Below are 13,516 nucleotides of genomic sequence, written 5' to 3'. Positions count from 1 at the left end.
TTGTAAACTATGAACTTCTACCTTCCAGACTGCTCATTGACCATGTCAAAGTGCTGTAAAAAGTGATTTAATTTGTTTTTTGTACCTTTGCAGCTCAGTGCAGACAATTATTCTTTGCCTTTGTTAGGCTAAACTGTCTGATATTATAACATTAGGAGCCAATTCTCAATTGTCTCATCTGGAATCTAAATATAGTGTTTCCAGATATTCCGGTTAAATAGTATTTGTTAGGAGTTCTTTTAAGACCACAAGTACAACTTTAGATTTTTCTGGCATGTTTTTAAATGAATTAATTCAGTTAATTAACTGATATATATAACAAAAGTTAGCCTAATTGTATGTTTAGCATAATAATTGAGCGAACTTTATAAATTGATATTAATGATGAACAACAACGTAAAAATTAAAGTAGAAGATCTTACGATTGTATTTGGTAAGCATAAGAAGCAGGCTTTGGATTTGCTTAATGCTGGCCATTCTAAGAAGGAAATTCTAGAGAAGACAGGATGCACCATTGGGGTTAACAAAGTAAATTTCGAAATCATGGAGGGTGAATTTTTTGTGATTATGGGTTTATCCGGTAGTGGTAAATCTACTCTTTTGCGTTGCCTCAACAGATTGAATGAGCCGACATCTGGAAAAGTCTATATCAATGGCGAAAACATAACAGATAAAACCAATAAACAGCTTCTGGAGGTTCGCAGAACAGAGGTAAGTATGGTATTCCAAAAATTTGGTCTGTTGCCTCACTATAATGTTTTGAGTAATGCCGCATTTGGATTGGAGATTCGGGGTGAAGATAAAAAGTCAAGAGAAGATGAAGCCCAGATTGCTTTGGATACGGTAGGACTTTCAGGGTTCGAAAATCAATTTCCTTCCCAGTTATCAGGCGGTATGCAGCAAAGGGTAGGTTTGGCAAGGGCTCTCGCTAATAATCCGGAAGTTTTGCTGATGGACGAAGCTTTCTCTGCATTGGATCCCTTGGTTAAATCAGAAATGCAGGATCAAATGCTTGAATTACAGGACAGCCTCAAAAAGACCATTGTATTTATTACCCATGATTTGGATGAAGCCATCAAACTAGGTGACAGGATTGTTATTATGAAAGATGGTGTTATCGAACAGATTGGTACTGCCGAAGAGATTTTAACCGAACCAGCCAGCGAATATGTGAAGGCATTTGTGGAGAAAGTGGATCGCAAGGCAGTTATTACTGCAGGATCCTTGATGTTCGAAAAACCGACCGTAGTACGGTTTAAAAAAGATGGTCCCGAAGGTGCTCTGCGTAAAATGCGTGCAACTGGAGAAGATATTCTTCCAGTGGTAGATCTACATGATAAGTTTCTAGGTTTTGTGGGGCTGAATGATGTCATCAGAATAGCCAAATTAAGGGAACCTACTGTGGAATCAATCATTAATTCCAATGTTCCTACTGTCAATACAAATACAACTGTAGAGGAAATGTTACCGCTCATCTCAGAGATAAGGTCGCCGATTGCGGTTGTTAATGAAGCTAACCGCCTGGTGGGTATCGTTACTCAAATATCGTTGATTATTGAGTCTACCAAGTATAACGAAGAAGAAATTATAGAACTAAAAGAAAAAGCAAACAACAGATAATATGGAAAAAATTATAGATATTGGACAGTACGTTGAAATAGCCATCAAATGGCTGATAGAGAATATGAAACCTCTTTTTGACTTGATTAAAAATGTAGGTAATGCAACCATATTAGGTGTTGAATGGCTCTTTTTGGCCGTGCCTTTTTATGTTGTTATAGGTCTTTTTACAGCACTGGCATGGTGGAAGTCGGGACGTACTGTGGCAATAATTACCCTTTTGGGATTCAGTCTTATCTATCTGATGGGTTTTTGGAAAGAGACCATGGAAACGCTTGCATTAGTATTAGTAGCCACCGTCACCGCACTTATTTTTTCTTTGCCATTGGGGATTTGGGCAGCTAAAAATAAAACAGCTGAAAAATTCATTCGTCCTATGTTAGACCTTATGCAGACTATGCCAGCATTTGTTTACCTAATTCCTGCCGTTTTATTTTTCAGCATTGGGAAATTACCCGGGGCATTTGCGACAATCATATTTGCAATGCCACCCGCAGTGAGGTTAACCACATTGGGCATTGAGTCTGTTCCTAAGGATATAGTAGAAGCAGCAAGGGCATTTGGAGCTACATCACGTCAAATCCTTTTTAAAGTAGAATTGCCACTGGCATCACAAACCATTTTAGCAGGTGTAAATCAGACCATTCTTTTATCATTATCCATGGTGGTAATTGCAGGTATGATTGCAGCAGGCGGATTGGGAGAGCGTGTTCTTGAAGGGATTAATAATCTGGATATAGGACTTGGTTTTGAAAGTGGACTTTCGGTCGTCATTCTGGCAATTATTCTGGATCGTATAACGCAGGGATTTGTCAAAAAGAAATAATTAATTATGAAAAAAATTACAGTAGTGCTGGGCGTGGTACTCCTACTTTTGGTAGCAGCTTGCCAGCCTGGCAAAAATAAAAAATATATAACAATAGGCACTGTAGATGGCTGGGCAGAAGGGATTGCAATGACAGAGGTCGTAAAACAGATTTTGGATGAGCAGGGGTATAATGTTGTCACACAAAAAGCGACACCGGATATGATCCTGGCATCCATGAATAATCAGGATACTGATCTCTATCTCGATATTTGGTTGCCTTTAACGCATGGCAGCAAAGTGGCTCGTTTCCCCGATTTGGTAGATATAGCTTCTACTTATGATCATGCAAAAAGTGGGCTGATTGTTCCAGACTTTGTTCCTGTTAATTCGATTGAGCAACTTAATACTTATGCTGACAGGTTTGGGCATCAAATCATCGGAATCGAAAAAGGTGCTGGCCTTACCAGAGCAACCGATAATGCAATAAAGGATTATAAACTCGATTATCGACAGGTCAACAGCTCAACAGTTGCTATGCTTACCGAATTAAAGAATGCAATTCGGGAAAAGCGATGGATTGTAGTGGCTGGTTGGCAACCTCACTGGATGTTTGGAGAGATGAAATTAAAATTTTTGGATGACCCCAAAAAAACTTATGGTACTACAGAAACCATACACATCTACAGCAGAAAGGATTTCCCCAAAGAGCATGCAGAGCTGATGCCATTTTTATCACAAATCAAATTTGATCAGTCTTCGATGTCGGAATTGCTGAAATCCATGGAGAAAAATAAAAGTAAAGAAAAGGCTGTCAAATACTGGATTGCACAACACAGGAGCCTTGTAAATAGCTGGGTAAAACATTTGCCGAGAAAAAAATAGGGAATAATGAGCTTAGATTTTGCATCTAATTAATATGGATCTATTGATTTTTGCATCTAAAAATATATCCCACCGAAACCATCCATCCACGATTATATATTTTAATATTATTGGTTTTGGTATCTCCATTAGTATAGCTATTGGTATATTGGAAAATATCGGTAAAACCGTGTGTATACTTTGCTCCTACGGAAAGTCCAAAATCAAAACGGTATTCTAATCCCAAATTCGCTCCGAAATCGAATTTTTGCAGGTAACGTGTTTCGGTTTCGTCATTATCGGTTGTGCCAAAAATGCTTTTATCCTTATACATTTTTCCGTTTGCATCGCTGCGCTTTACGTTTGCGTTCAGCAATGCACTGATATATGGACCGGCAAATAGCTGAAAACTTCCGACCTGAAAAGTCAGGCTGGCAGGCATCAGGTCAAGGTAGGACGTCGTGAGTTTCGATTTGTACATTTCATCGTTAGCATCTCTGAGCGATACACCGATGCGCTTTTGGCTGAACAGCAACTCGTGTTTCAACCCGAAATGTTTTGACATACGTGTATCTACGAATATCCCAGCGTGAAACCCGGATTGGTATTCCGTTTTGCCATCGGCAAACACATAGTCTATTTCCTTTCCGTAGAGGTTGCTGTAATTCCATCCTGCTTTGATACCGAATTGAAGATTTCCGATTTCCGATTTCGGATTTTCGATTTCGGATTGAGCAAAAGCGTTCAGGCTGATTAATCCAAAAAGTACTGCTGTGATTATTTTGATTTTCATACGATTTCTTATTTTTATTTCGGATTTCGGTTTTTTTGATTTCGCGCTAAATCCGCAATCTCACCTCCGTCTTCCTCAATCCTTTAAAAGTTAATATCCCAAATACCAGCTGCTCTTTCCAGTTCCACCAATGCGGCAGCGTGTTTGTAGAGGGTTTGATAATAGTTTTGCTGCACATCATTATACGTTCGCTGGGCATTCAGGACTTCCAGCAAAGAAGTTTCGCCCCTTTTGTAGCTGTATATCTTACCGTCCAAAATTGCCTTTGCTTCAGCAAGCAATCCCGTGTTGAACTGCAAGACCTGTTTTTGCGCAGCTTTGTAAGTATAAAAAGCCTGAGTCACTTCGGTTTCAATGGTCAGTTCCGTTTTCTTGTATAGTTGTTCTGCCTGTAGCGCACCATATTGTGCCGCCCGAAGTTCTCCAGGGCGGTTATTTGAAAATTTGAGTGGAATGCTAATCCCTGCATTCACCGTTGTAAAAGACGGCGTAGGGGCAATAATGTTCCGAACATACGAATTATAAACTGCGCCCACTGACAATCCTAGGTCAATGGCTCTGTTGGCTTTCGCCAGATTTACCGAGCTATGGGAAACATTTTTGTTCTGCAAAGCGGCTTTCAAGTCTGCCCTGTTGTTTTGAGCCATCGGTATCAAATCCTGTAGTACAAAATTCCTGTCAAAGCCCGTAAATTCTTCTTGAGGATAAAATAAGGCTTCCATTTGTTTTTGACCTGACAAAAGCGACAGGTTAGCCAATGTTGTTTTCAATTCGGCTTCTGCTTCATATACCTCATTCAACATCGTACCTGCTTCGAGCTTTGACTGCCGTGCATCAACCTGTGTAATAGAACCCAACTTAAAACGGATGCTGTCTGCTTCTGCCAGCTTTTTCATTTGCTGATAGGAATTGAGTTGCACATCTAATAAATGACGGTTCTGAATGGTTAACAGGTACGCCAGTGTAGCATCCGCCCGCAGGTTGCGAAAATAATCTTCGAGCAGATGACTGGTAAGCTGTGCTTCGTTTTTGGCAAGGTCTATCCTCGCTTTCCGTTTTCCACCGAGTTCCAGTGTCCAGGAAAGTTGAGAGGAAAAGCCATATCCCATTCCCATTCTTCGCTGACCGTTATCTGCATAGCCGAAACCAAGTTCAGGGTCGGGAAATATTTTGGCACTAAGGATGTTTGCTTCCGCAATATTGATGTTAAATTTCTCGGCTGAATATTCCAGGTTATTTTTACCAACCAACCCGATATAGGTAGGATAATCTATTTTTCTCTTGGTGAACAATGTGTCGATTTCCTGTGCATCTGCCGTATAGGAAAAATGCAGGAATGCCACACTGACAACTATTTTGATGTACTTTTTCATCCGTCTATAAATTGTTCTTTAAAGGTGATAAAGCAATCAGATTTATTCATTCCACTGTGTGATTTGAATAAATCATGATGGTTTCATTTGCACACTAATTTTTTACAGTGCAAAGGTCTTTATCCCCAACTGAAAGAGCCGTTAGAATGGGTATAGAAAAAAATTAGAATTTTATTAGAGGTTTTTTGAAATAGGCAGATAAGTCAAGTTTTTGAAGCTAAAAATTTGACATTTTAAGAATGAAAGTTCAGATTTTTGAATTGATAGGTACGCTTATAGAAACCCCAGTTACCAGAACGGGCTTTTGATTTTTAGTCGTCCAAGCCTTTATTGTCAAGAATTTTGGGAATATATTTTTCAATTCTCGCTTGTCTTGTTTTGGATTGTTTGGCTTGAGTGAAGTGAAATAAGTACCCTTTTTGCCGTCCGGGTGTCAAAGAATAAAATGCTTTGTTTAGAGCTTCGTCTTCGTCTAAAATCTTTTGAAATTCTTCGGGAACAGGATAGTCGTTTGCTTTCTTCATTTCTACTTTCTTTCCCGATTTTTCAATTTCAACCGCTTCATTGATATAGGCTTTAATGGCGGATTTTAGTTTTGTGATTTGTTCAACATTGGTAAATCTGATTTGCCTTGCCGACTGTACATTTTCAGTTTGCTGTATCAGAATGTTTTTCGGGTCTTTCAGTAAAACGCCCTTATGAAACAGCAAGGCAAAATAATCCTTAAAACCGTGAATGAGTACAATGTTTTTCCCTTGAAAAGTATAACAAGGATGCATCCATTTGTAATCTTCTTCAAGCGATGTGTTGTTACATACGATTTCACGCAATAAATTAAACTCCTTGTTCCATTTTTTTGCTTTCTCGAAAAATTGCTCTGCTTGTTGGTTCATTGAAGTTATTTTAATTTTTATCAAAGATGATTTTTCTGTCGGCAGGTCTAAAATACCAAGATAAAACAGTTACCGATAATAATATCAATGACGGAACAGCTTCGCTAAATGCTTGTCCAACTGCTAAATGAGAAACAAAAGCTCCCGACATTGCAAAGAAAAATCCTGCGTAAGCCCATTCTTTCAATAACGGAAATTTCGGGATAAGGATAACCACAACGCCCAATAATTTCCACACACCAAGAATGCTCAAAAGATAGAGCGGATAACCTAATGAGCTTACGATTTCATTATAACCACCGATTTGTAACATTTGTTGTACACCGCCTGCTGTCATTCCGATTGACAAAAATAGGGTAGTAACCCAATAAATTATTTTGTTTGTCTTTTGCATATTTTGCTATTTTAGGTTGCTTACTATTTCTTGTAGTTTGTTGTGTGCCATATCAAGACCTTGTGCAAATGGCATTTGCATTAATTGGTTTCTGAACTCAACGGACTTAAACACAATGTGCATAGTTAGTTTGCTTGTTTCGTTTGTCAGTTTTTCAAATTCTAAAAATTCAAGTTGAACGGGAAACGATGTGTCTTCCATTTCAAATGTTCGTGTGATTTTTTGGTTAGGGACAAATTCGTGTATTGTTCCGTTTGCACGAAAAACCACATTTCCGTTGTGCGATGTTTCAAAAGCATAAGAGCCGTGTTTTTTGTTTTCCATTTTCAGCACTTTGGTGTTCATCCACTGTTCAAAAAGTTCGGGTTCTTCGTATGCTTTAAACAACAATTCCAAAGGCAAATCAAATTCCCTTGTGATTACAATTTCCTGTGTGCCGTCTTCTGCATTTACTTTTGTTTTTTGTTCCATTTTTATTTATTGATTTGTTGTATAATTTTCATTGGTATCAATGCTACTTCGTGGTGTTATTATACTTTTTCATTACAGCTTCCAACTTGTTAAATCTGTCGTCCCACATTTGGCGGAACGGCTCAATAAAGTCTGCCACTTCTTTCATTTTTTTTGCGTTTAGATGATAATACATTTCTCTGCCGTTTTGCTCTTGTTTCAGTAACTCGCACTCTGTCAGAATTTGCAAGTGTTTTGAAACAGTTGGTCTTGCTGTGTCAAAGTTTGAAGCGATTGCCCCTGCGGTCATTGATTGCGTAGCAACTAACAAAAGTATTGCTCTTCTTGTCGGGTCGGCTATTGCCTGGAAAACATCTCGTCTTAAATTCATCAGTTGTTTTTTTTATTTTATTAATGGTATGATGGAACTTCGTTTCATTTATGAAGTTATTTGACTACAAATATAAATGTAGTTATTTGACTACGCAATTTTTTTACAAAAAAATAAGTCGTTGAAATTTAGGGCAGAGCGTTATTATTATGTCTGAACGGTTGTCTGTCGGAGTAACTTTTCTCATAGTCAGCATTGGACTGTCCAACTGCAAAAGTTGAGAAAAGAACTGCCGTTAAAGGATGTAAGTTCGTCAAGGACAGTCCTACGATTACTTTTTCAAGTGTCAGATTGTACGGTCATCTAACATTGTCTGTTATCTAAACGAAACTCCTTTTGTCAATGGTCTAAACCTGAAAATATAAAAAGGTGCTGTGGCTTTGTTTACTCCGTTATGAAAAACTGCTCCGAGATGAACTTGTGCAGCCGAAACATACATATAGCCGTCCACTTCGTTGTAACTTACTCCATCTGCCCAAAGTAATTTTTTGTCCGTAACAATGTTATGAACGCTTTTGTCTTTGGCAAGAATTACCGCAACGCTGTTACTTTCCATTGCGGTTAGATATAAATTGCCGTCAATGTCAATGCTTAAACCGCCATTGTTAGGCTTATTGGAATAAGTTTCTATCCGTTTGTCCAATTCAGTTTCGTTCAGATTTCCGTTTAGCAAATCATCCAATTTTACACGATACATTTTACTGCCGTTCAATGGTGCATAGTATAACCATTCAAAGTTTTTATCCGCAGTAATTCCGTCACAACCCACCAAAAGATTTTTGCCGTTAACGGTTAACGGTTTTCCGTTGATAATTGTCGGTAAATTTTCAGGTAAAGTCGTTCTATGACCTTGCAACAATCGTCTTGTTTCTCCTGTTTTCATATCTACAACAATCAAGGCTGCGGTATTTCCGTTGCCACCGTTTCCAATACCTTCGTCTGCAATTACAAAAACATTGTGTTTGGTATCTACCACCATATCATTTGGCTGTGAAGTAGGCACAACTGCCGTTTCTGGCAAATAATAAATCCGTTCTAATTTATCTGTAATGGTGTTCCAACCTACAATTTTTGGTGTTACAGGATTTCGTTGTCCCATATCTAACATCCACACAATTCCGTTTTTATCGTTTCTAATTCCCAAAACATTGCTCAAATAATGGTCGTCTGTTTCTCGAGGTGTATTCCATTCTTCATTGGGAAATGGCGTAGTTGTTTTGGTTTGGACATTGTATTTTACCACCCGAAATTGCGGATTAAAAAACGGGTGATGGCTGTACACCAAATCACCTTGATGTGTAAAAGCAATGTTTCCTACGGATTGCTCAACAGTGGCAAAAACTTCATAATCTGCTTTTTGAGAATAGGCGTTAATGCCTGTCAGCAGACTGAAAACTAAAATATACTTCTTCATATTCTTAAATAGATTTAATGATTTGCTCAAATGGTAAACGTGATTTGGGTTTTACAGACGGTTGATTGCTGTCTTCGGGATTTCTGTAACCAATAGCAACAGCAAACAATGTTTTGTAACCGTCCAATTTTAGGATTTTGTCATATTCATCTGGTTGAAGTCCTTCCATTGGCGAACTGTCAATTTCCAAACTTGCACAAGCCGAAAGGAAAAAACCGAGAGAAAGATATACCTGATGCCGTAACCAAGATTTAATTTCTGTTTCGCCTTTTGGTTTCAGAAATTGGTTATAGTAATTAACCGAACCTTCGGGTAGATTTTCTTTAATCTGTTTTTCAAAAAGGTCAACATCATCAATAGCACTAAACACAATTAAATGGCTTGCTTCGTTGATTTTTTGTTCATTAAAATAAGACACACTTGCCAATTCACTTTTTACTTTTTCATCGGAAATAAAAAAGAATTTCCAAGATTGGCTATTGATTGATGACGGACTTAACTGAAGGATTTCCTTTAACTGTTCAATTTTTTCGTCTGAAATTTTCTCGTTTGGATTATACTTTTTGGCTGTGTATCGCCATTTTGCAAGGTCTAAAAAATTCATTTTTCTAAAATTTGATTTATACTATACTTTTTAATGTTACAAAATTAAGTATAGTGATTTATCTTTGCAATAACGGTCAAAATTGATAGTATCAGATGTATTGTATAGACGATAAACAATTTCCTTGCAGCACAAGCCTGACAATGAAATATATAGGTGGAAAATGGAAGGCGGTAATCCTTATTCATTTAATCGAAAAAAAACGGTATAATGAGTTGAGAAAAGAATTACCAATGGTAACAGAACGCACAATTATTATGCAACTAAAAGAGTTGGAAGAGGACGGATTGGTTAAACGAACTGTTTACACAAGCAAACCGCCTTTGAAAGTGGAATACGAATTAACAGCATTTGGGAAAACGCTAATTCCATTGCTCAATGCTATTGCAGATTGGGGAAAAGAAACAGCAAAGAAAAATAAGCGGATTAAAGTCGTGAAATAGTTTTTGTTTCCTGCGTTATGTCTGTCTTTGGGTATGGCGGTTCGGTTGAGTAACATTGCTATAACGGTTCGGCGGATTGGCGAATTTCCCAATTGGAAGCTTGCTTCCTTTTGGGGATTTAGCCAATCCGCAGATGTGATGAAGGTTTTCGCGTAGCGAAGACGCTTTGACACATCTGCGGATGAAATCCGCCGAACCGATGTGCAAAAGGCGTAGCGTAGCGGAGGCTTTTGCACATCTCCTTTATAGATGCAACGAAATTACACATATATTCTGCTTCGCCTCCTACCTTTATTTTCATTTCGGATTTGGGATTTTCGATTTCGGATTATGGTTAAATCCGAAATCGAAAATCCACCCTCCGCAGTTATTTCTTCCATTTCTTTTCTACGAGGTAATACAATGCGGGCAGGGCAAATAGCGTGATTAAGGTGGAGAACAGCAATCCGTAAACAATGACCGTTGCCAACGGACGCTGTACATCGGAGCCGATGTCCGTAGCCAGCGATGCCGGAAACAGACCAAGCACCGCTACGGTTGACGTCATCAGCACTGGACGGAAACGGTGTTTTGCACCCTCTATCACTGCCTGTAATAAATCATAGCCTTTACGCCTTAGTTCGTTAATGTGCGAAATCATAATCACACCGTTCTGTATCGCTACACCAAACAGGGCAATAAATCCAACAGCAGAAGATACATTGAGCGTCATTCCTCTTACATTCAGTGCCAGCATCCCCCCGAATAGTGCCAATGGTACGATGCTCATCAGCAACCCTGCCTGACGAAACGAACCGAATGCACCATACAACAATATGAACATGATGCCTAATGCCAACGGAACGATAACTGCCAGTCTTTCATACGCCCTGTTTTGGTTCTCGAACTGACCGCCCCATTGGATATTAAACTTCTTATGTTCATACTGCACATTTTTCTCAATGGCTTTCTGTGCATCGGTCAGTAAGGATTTCAAATCCCTGTTGCGTACATTGAGTTTTACGGTCAGATGCCTTTTGTTCATTTCCCTTGTAATGGTACTTTCGCCTGTACTTAACTTTACTTCGGCTACCTGCGACAACGGTATTTTTGCCCCGGTTTTGGAGGTCAGCATCAGGTTGGCAATCTTATCGGGCGTGTTGCGGCTGGTTTCACTGTATCGGCAAATGATATCATAAACTTTGTGCCCGATGAATAATTGAGAAACGGCTTTTCCGCCAATAGCTACCTCAATCAATTCCGCCACGTCGGAAACATTCAATCCATATTGGGCAATCTTATCCCGGTCTGCGTGTATTTGAAGCTGCGGCAAAGGCGGCTCCTGGTCAATATCCAAATCCACTGCACCCGGTACGGTCTTCAACGTTGTCATTACTTCTTCGGCAATCCTGCGCGTTTCCTTAAAATCATCACCATATACTTTTACCACCAGTTCACTGTGTGCTCCCGAAATCTTGTCCATCACCCCGTCTATCATCGGCTGGGAAAAACCGACGGTGAAGCCGGGCAGTTGGTCATAGTCCTTTGCCAATTCTTCGATAAGGTCGTATTTGGTTTTGCCTCTTTTCCATTCTTTGTAAGGCTTGATGCCGACAGATACCTCAAAATGCGAAGCTGTCCACGGGTCTGTACCGTCATCGTTACGCCCTGCCTGCACCATAATGTAGTTTACTTCTTCGTACTTCATTGTCCTTGCTCTGAGTGTGTCGCTCATTTCTTTGGACTTTTCAACCGAAATGCCTGGTGGCAACTGTACCTGTAACCAAATAGAACCCTCGTCCAATGGCGGCAAAAAGTCTTTTCCCTCACGGATAGTCAGTACCGATGCCGCCACTAAAATCAATATCAATGGAAGAAATACCTTTTTCGGTTTACGCATTATTTTCTGTATTCTGCTGTTGTAAACGTTGGTCAGTTTTTCCAGCCATTTGTTGTGGTAAAGTTTCTGCGGCTTACGGTAGAGCACATACGCCAGTCCGGGGATAACCAATAATGCCACAGCCAAAGCCCCTAAGAGTGCATATCCCACGGTAAATGCCATTGGTGTAAAGAGTTTCTTTTCTACTCTTTCAAAAGCGAATAACGGCAGGTAGGCGGTAATGATGATAATGGTGGCAAAGAAGATAGGTTTGGCTACTTCTGCTGCCCGTTGTGCGATGGTTTTTTCCTGCAATTCTTCTTCGGGATTGTCTTCCCGTTTTTTCAGGATGGTTTCCATCATCACGATGGCTCCGTCCACGATGATGCCGAAGTCGATAGCACCGAGGGAAAGCAGGTTTGCCGGAATGTTGGTAAAGTGCATCAGTATGAATGCAATGAGCAATGACAGCGGAATAGTGATTGCCACGAGCAATGCTCCACGCCAGCTTCCGAGGAATACAATCAGCACGATAATGACCAATGTCATTCCCTCCATCAGCGTATGTGATACCGTGTTGAGCGTTGTATTGACCAAATCGGTTCTGTCAAGGAACGTATGAATACGCACGCCATCGGGCAGACCTCCGTTATTCAATTCATCAACGGCTGTGTGTATGCCCTCCAGCACGGTGGACGGATTTTGCCCTTTCAGCAGGAGTACGATACCCTCCAGACTTTCCGAATAGTTACGCTTCCGGTCGGTATAGCCCAACACACCTTTACGCTCCAATGTGCCGTATTTCAGTTCCCCGATGTCGTTCAGAAAAATAGGTACGCCGTTTTCGGATTTTACGACAATCTTTCCGAGGTCTTCCAAATTCTTTACTAATCCTATCCCACGGATTACATAACCCAGCTCGCCTCTTGGCAAAACGCTTCCTCCGGCATTCACATTATTCTTCTCTATGGTTTCGGTAACTTCGTTAAGTGTAATGTTGTACTGTTCCAGCTTGCGAGGATTTACCTCTACCTGGAACTGTGTGGTAATCCCCCCGAAATTGGTGACATCTGCTACGCCCGACACCTGTTTGAGACGGGGAATGATGGTAAAGTTTTGCAGGTCGGTCAGCTCCCGCAAATCCTGACCGCCGTCAGTCTCGATGATGTAACGGTACACTTCACCTATGGGCGATGTAAGCGGGTCAAGGCCCGGTACTGCCTGATACGGCAGTTCTACTTCATTGAGCCTTTCCTGAATACGCATTCTTGCCCAATAATCATCTACCCCGTCCTCAAACACAATGGTAATCATAGACAAGCCAAAGGTGCTTTTGCTACGCATCACGTGCATTCCAGGCAAGCCGTTCAATGCCCGCTCTACAGGTATAGTAATCTGCTGTTCTACTTCTTCCGCAGCCAGTCCGGGCACCTGCGTAACCACCTGTGAGGTAACGTCCGCAATATCGGGGTACGCTTCTATGGATAACTGTTTCCACGAATAGTATCCAAAAAACGCCAATAGGGTAAACAAGGCGACCATTACCCAGCGTTTTTCTATGCTTATATTTATTAGTTTATTCATTGTAATCCAATTGTTTAATATTCGCCATTT

14 protein-coding genes are annotated in these 13,516 nt (G+C 40.1%); 4 read left to right on the top strand and 10 right to left on the bottom strand.

What is annotated here, in order from left to right:
* Positions 1–381: 381 nt before the first annotated feature.
* Genes AC00Y6_RS10940 through AC00Y6_RS10930 form a run of 3 tightly spaced genes read left to right on the top strand, consistent with a single transcriptional unit; the run spans position 382 to position 3,310 of the window.
* Positions 382–1,620 (top strand): quaternary amine ABC transporter ATP-binding protein, encoded by a 1,239-nt coding sequence (locus AC00Y6_RS10940; protein WP_474490649.1) that lies wholly within the window; start codon positions 382–384, stop codon positions 1,618–1,620.
* Position 1,621: 1 nt separating this feature from the next.
* Positions 1,622–2,446: an ABC transporter permease gene (locus AC00Y6_RS10935; protein ID WP_474490648.1), complete on the top strand. Its 825-nt coding sequence runs from the start codon at positions 1,622–1,624 to the stop codon at positions 2,444–2,446.
* Positions 2,447–2,452: 6 nt separating this feature from the next.
* Positions 2,453–3,310: a glycine betaine ABC transporter substrate-binding protein gene (locus AC00Y6_RS10930; RefSeq protein ID WP_474490647.1), complete on the top strand. Its 858-nt coding sequence runs from the start codon at positions 2,453–2,455 to the stop codon at positions 3,308–3,310.
* 40 nt (positions 3,311–3,350) lie between these two features.
* On the opposite strand, the gene AC00Y6_RS10925 is transcribed toward AC00Y6_RS10930, so the two are convergent.
* The 8 genes from AC00Y6_RS10925 to AC00Y6_RS10890 all read right to left on the bottom strand — a co-directional run bounded on the left by AC00Y6_RS10925 (position 3,351) and on the right by AC00Y6_RS10890 (position 9,601).
* Positions 3,351–4,082, bottom strand: a complete 732-nt coding sequence (locus AC00Y6_RS10925) for a porin family protein (RefSeq protein ID WP_474490646.1) — start codon at positions 4,080–4,082, stop codon at positions 3,351–3,353.
* 83 nt (positions 4,083–4,165) lie between these two features.
* Positions 4,166–5,455 carry a TolC family protein gene (locus AC00Y6_RS10920; protein ID WP_474490645.1) on the bottom strand — a complete coding sequence of 430 codons (1,290 nt, stop codon included), beginning with the start codon at positions 5,453–5,455 and terminating at the stop codon, positions 4,166–4,168.
* Positions 5,456–5,766: 311 nt separating this feature from the next.
* Positions 5,767–6,348: a YdeI/OmpD-associated family protein gene (locus AC00Y6_RS10915; RefSeq protein WP_474490644.1), complete on the bottom strand. Its 582-nt coding sequence runs from the start codon at positions 6,346–6,348 to the stop codon at positions 5,767–5,769.
* A gap of 10 nt (positions 6,349–6,358) precedes the next feature.
* Entirely contained in the window at positions 6,359–6,742 is a 384-nt protein-coding gene (locus AC00Y6_RS10910) for a DoxX family protein (RefSeq protein WP_474490643.1), read from the bottom strand.
* Between the two features lie 6 nt (positions 6,743–6,748).
* Positions 6,749–7,213, bottom strand: a complete 465-nt coding sequence (locus AC00Y6_RS10905) for an SRPBCC family protein (RefSeq protein WP_474490642.1) — start codon at positions 7,211–7,213, stop codon at positions 6,749–6,751.
* Positions 7,214–7,256: 43 nt separating this feature from the next.
* The gene (locus tag AC00Y6_RS10900; protein WP_474490641.1) at positions 7,257–7,583 is read right to left on the bottom strand and encodes an ArsR/SmtB family transcription factor; all 327 of its coding nucleotides are present in this window, start codon (positions 7,581–7,583) and stop codon (positions 7,257–7,259) included.
* 316 nt (positions 7,584–7,899) lie between these two features.
* On the bottom strand, positions 7,900–8,997 hold the full coding sequence (locus tag AC00Y6_RS10895; RefSeq protein ID WP_474490640.1) for an L-dopachrome tautomerase-related protein: 1,098 nt from the start codon (positions 8,995–8,997) through the stop codon (positions 7,900–7,902).
* Between the two features lie 4 nt (positions 8,998–9,001).
* Complete coding sequence (locus tag AC00Y6_RS10890) at positions 9,002–9,601, bottom strand: NAD(P)H-dependent oxidoreductase (RefSeq protein WP_474490639.1); 600 nt, start codon at positions 9,599–9,601, stop codon at positions 9,002–9,004.
* Between the two features lie 95 nt (positions 9,602–9,696).
* Here AC00Y6_RS10890 and AC00Y6_RS10885 point away from each other — a divergent pair, with 95 nt between their 5' ends.
* The gene (locus AC00Y6_RS10885; protein ID WP_474490638.1) at positions 9,697–10,044 is read left to right on the top strand and encodes a winged helix-turn-helix transcriptional regulator; all 348 of its coding nucleotides are present in this window, start codon (positions 9,697–9,699) and stop codon (positions 10,042–10,044) included.
* A gap of 15 nt (positions 10,045–10,059) precedes the next feature.
* Here the strand turns inward: AC00Y6_RS10885 and AC00Y6_RS10880 are convergent, their stop codons facing one another.
* Both AC00Y6_RS10880 and AC00Y6_RS10875 read right to left on the bottom strand, forming a co-directional pair.
* Positions 10,060–10,251, bottom strand: coding sequence for a hypothetical protein (locus AC00Y6_RS10880; RefSeq protein ID WP_476589244.1), 192 nt, complete (start codon positions 10,249–10,251; stop codon positions 10,060–10,062).
* Positions 10,252–10,411: 160 nt separating this feature from the next.
* Positions 10,412–13,486, bottom strand: a complete 3,075-nt coding sequence (locus tag AC00Y6_RS10875) for an efflux RND transporter permease subunit (protein WP_474490637.1) — start codon at positions 13,484–13,486, stop codon at positions 10,412–10,414.
* Between the last annotated feature and the right edge of the window lie 30 nt (positions 13,487–13,516).

The sequence above is a fragment of the Epilithonimonas sp. genome (assembly GCF_056329745.1).
Note: the sequence above shows the minus strand (reverse complement) of the source record. Positions and strands in the feature narration are given on the sequence as shown.

Bases quoted from the DNA above. Each gene is read 5' to 3' on its own strand.
- AC00Y6_RS10940 (WP_474490649.1), top strand. From the start codon at position 382: ATGATGAACAACAACGTAAAAATTAAAGTAGAAGATCTTACGATTGTA.
- AC00Y6_RS10935 (WP_474490648.1), top strand. From the start codon at position 1,622: ATGGAAAAAATTATAGATATTGGACAGTACGTTGAAATAGCCATCAAA.
- AC00Y6_RS10930 (WP_474490647.1), top strand. From the start codon at position 2,453: ATGAAAAAAATTACAGTAGTGCTGGGCGTGGTACTCCTACTTTTGGTA.
- AC00Y6_RS10925 (WP_474490646.1), bottom strand. From the start codon at position 4,082: ATGAAAATCAAAATAATCACAGCAGTACTTTTTGGATTAATCAGCCTG.
- AC00Y6_RS10920 (WP_474490645.1), bottom strand. From the start codon at position 5,455: ATGAAAAAGTACATCAAAATAGTTGTCAGTGTGGCATTCCTGCATTTT.
- AC00Y6_RS10915 (WP_474490644.1), bottom strand. From the start codon at position 6,348: ATGAACCAACAAGCAGAGCAATTTTTCGAGAAAGCAAAAAAATGGAAC.
- AC00Y6_RS10910 (WP_474490643.1), bottom strand. From the start codon at position 6,742: ATGCAAAAGACAAACAAAATAATTTATTGGGTTACTACCCTATTTTTG.
- AC00Y6_RS10905 (WP_474490642.1), bottom strand. From the start codon at position 7,213: ATGGAACAAAAAACAAAAGTAAATGCAGAAGACGGCACACAGGAAATT.
- AC00Y6_RS10900 (WP_474490641.1), bottom strand. From the start codon at position 7,583: ATGAATTTAAGACGAGATGTTTTCCAGGCAATAGCCGACCCGACAAGA.
- AC00Y6_RS10895 (WP_474490640.1), bottom strand. From the start codon at position 8,997: ATGAAGAAGTATATTTTAGTTTTCAGTCTGCTGACAGGCATTAACGCC.
- AC00Y6_RS10890 (WP_474490639.1), bottom strand. From the start codon at position 9,601: ATGAATTTTTTAGACCTTGCAAAATGGCGATACACAGCCAAAAAGTAT.
- AC00Y6_RS10885 (WP_474490638.1), top strand. From the start codon at position 9,697: ATGTATTGTATAGACGATAAACAATTTCCTTGCAGCACAAGCCTGACA.
- AC00Y6_RS10875 (WP_474490637.1), bottom strand. From the start codon at position 13,486: ATGAATAAACTAATAAATATAAGCATAGAAAAACGCTGGGTAATGGTC.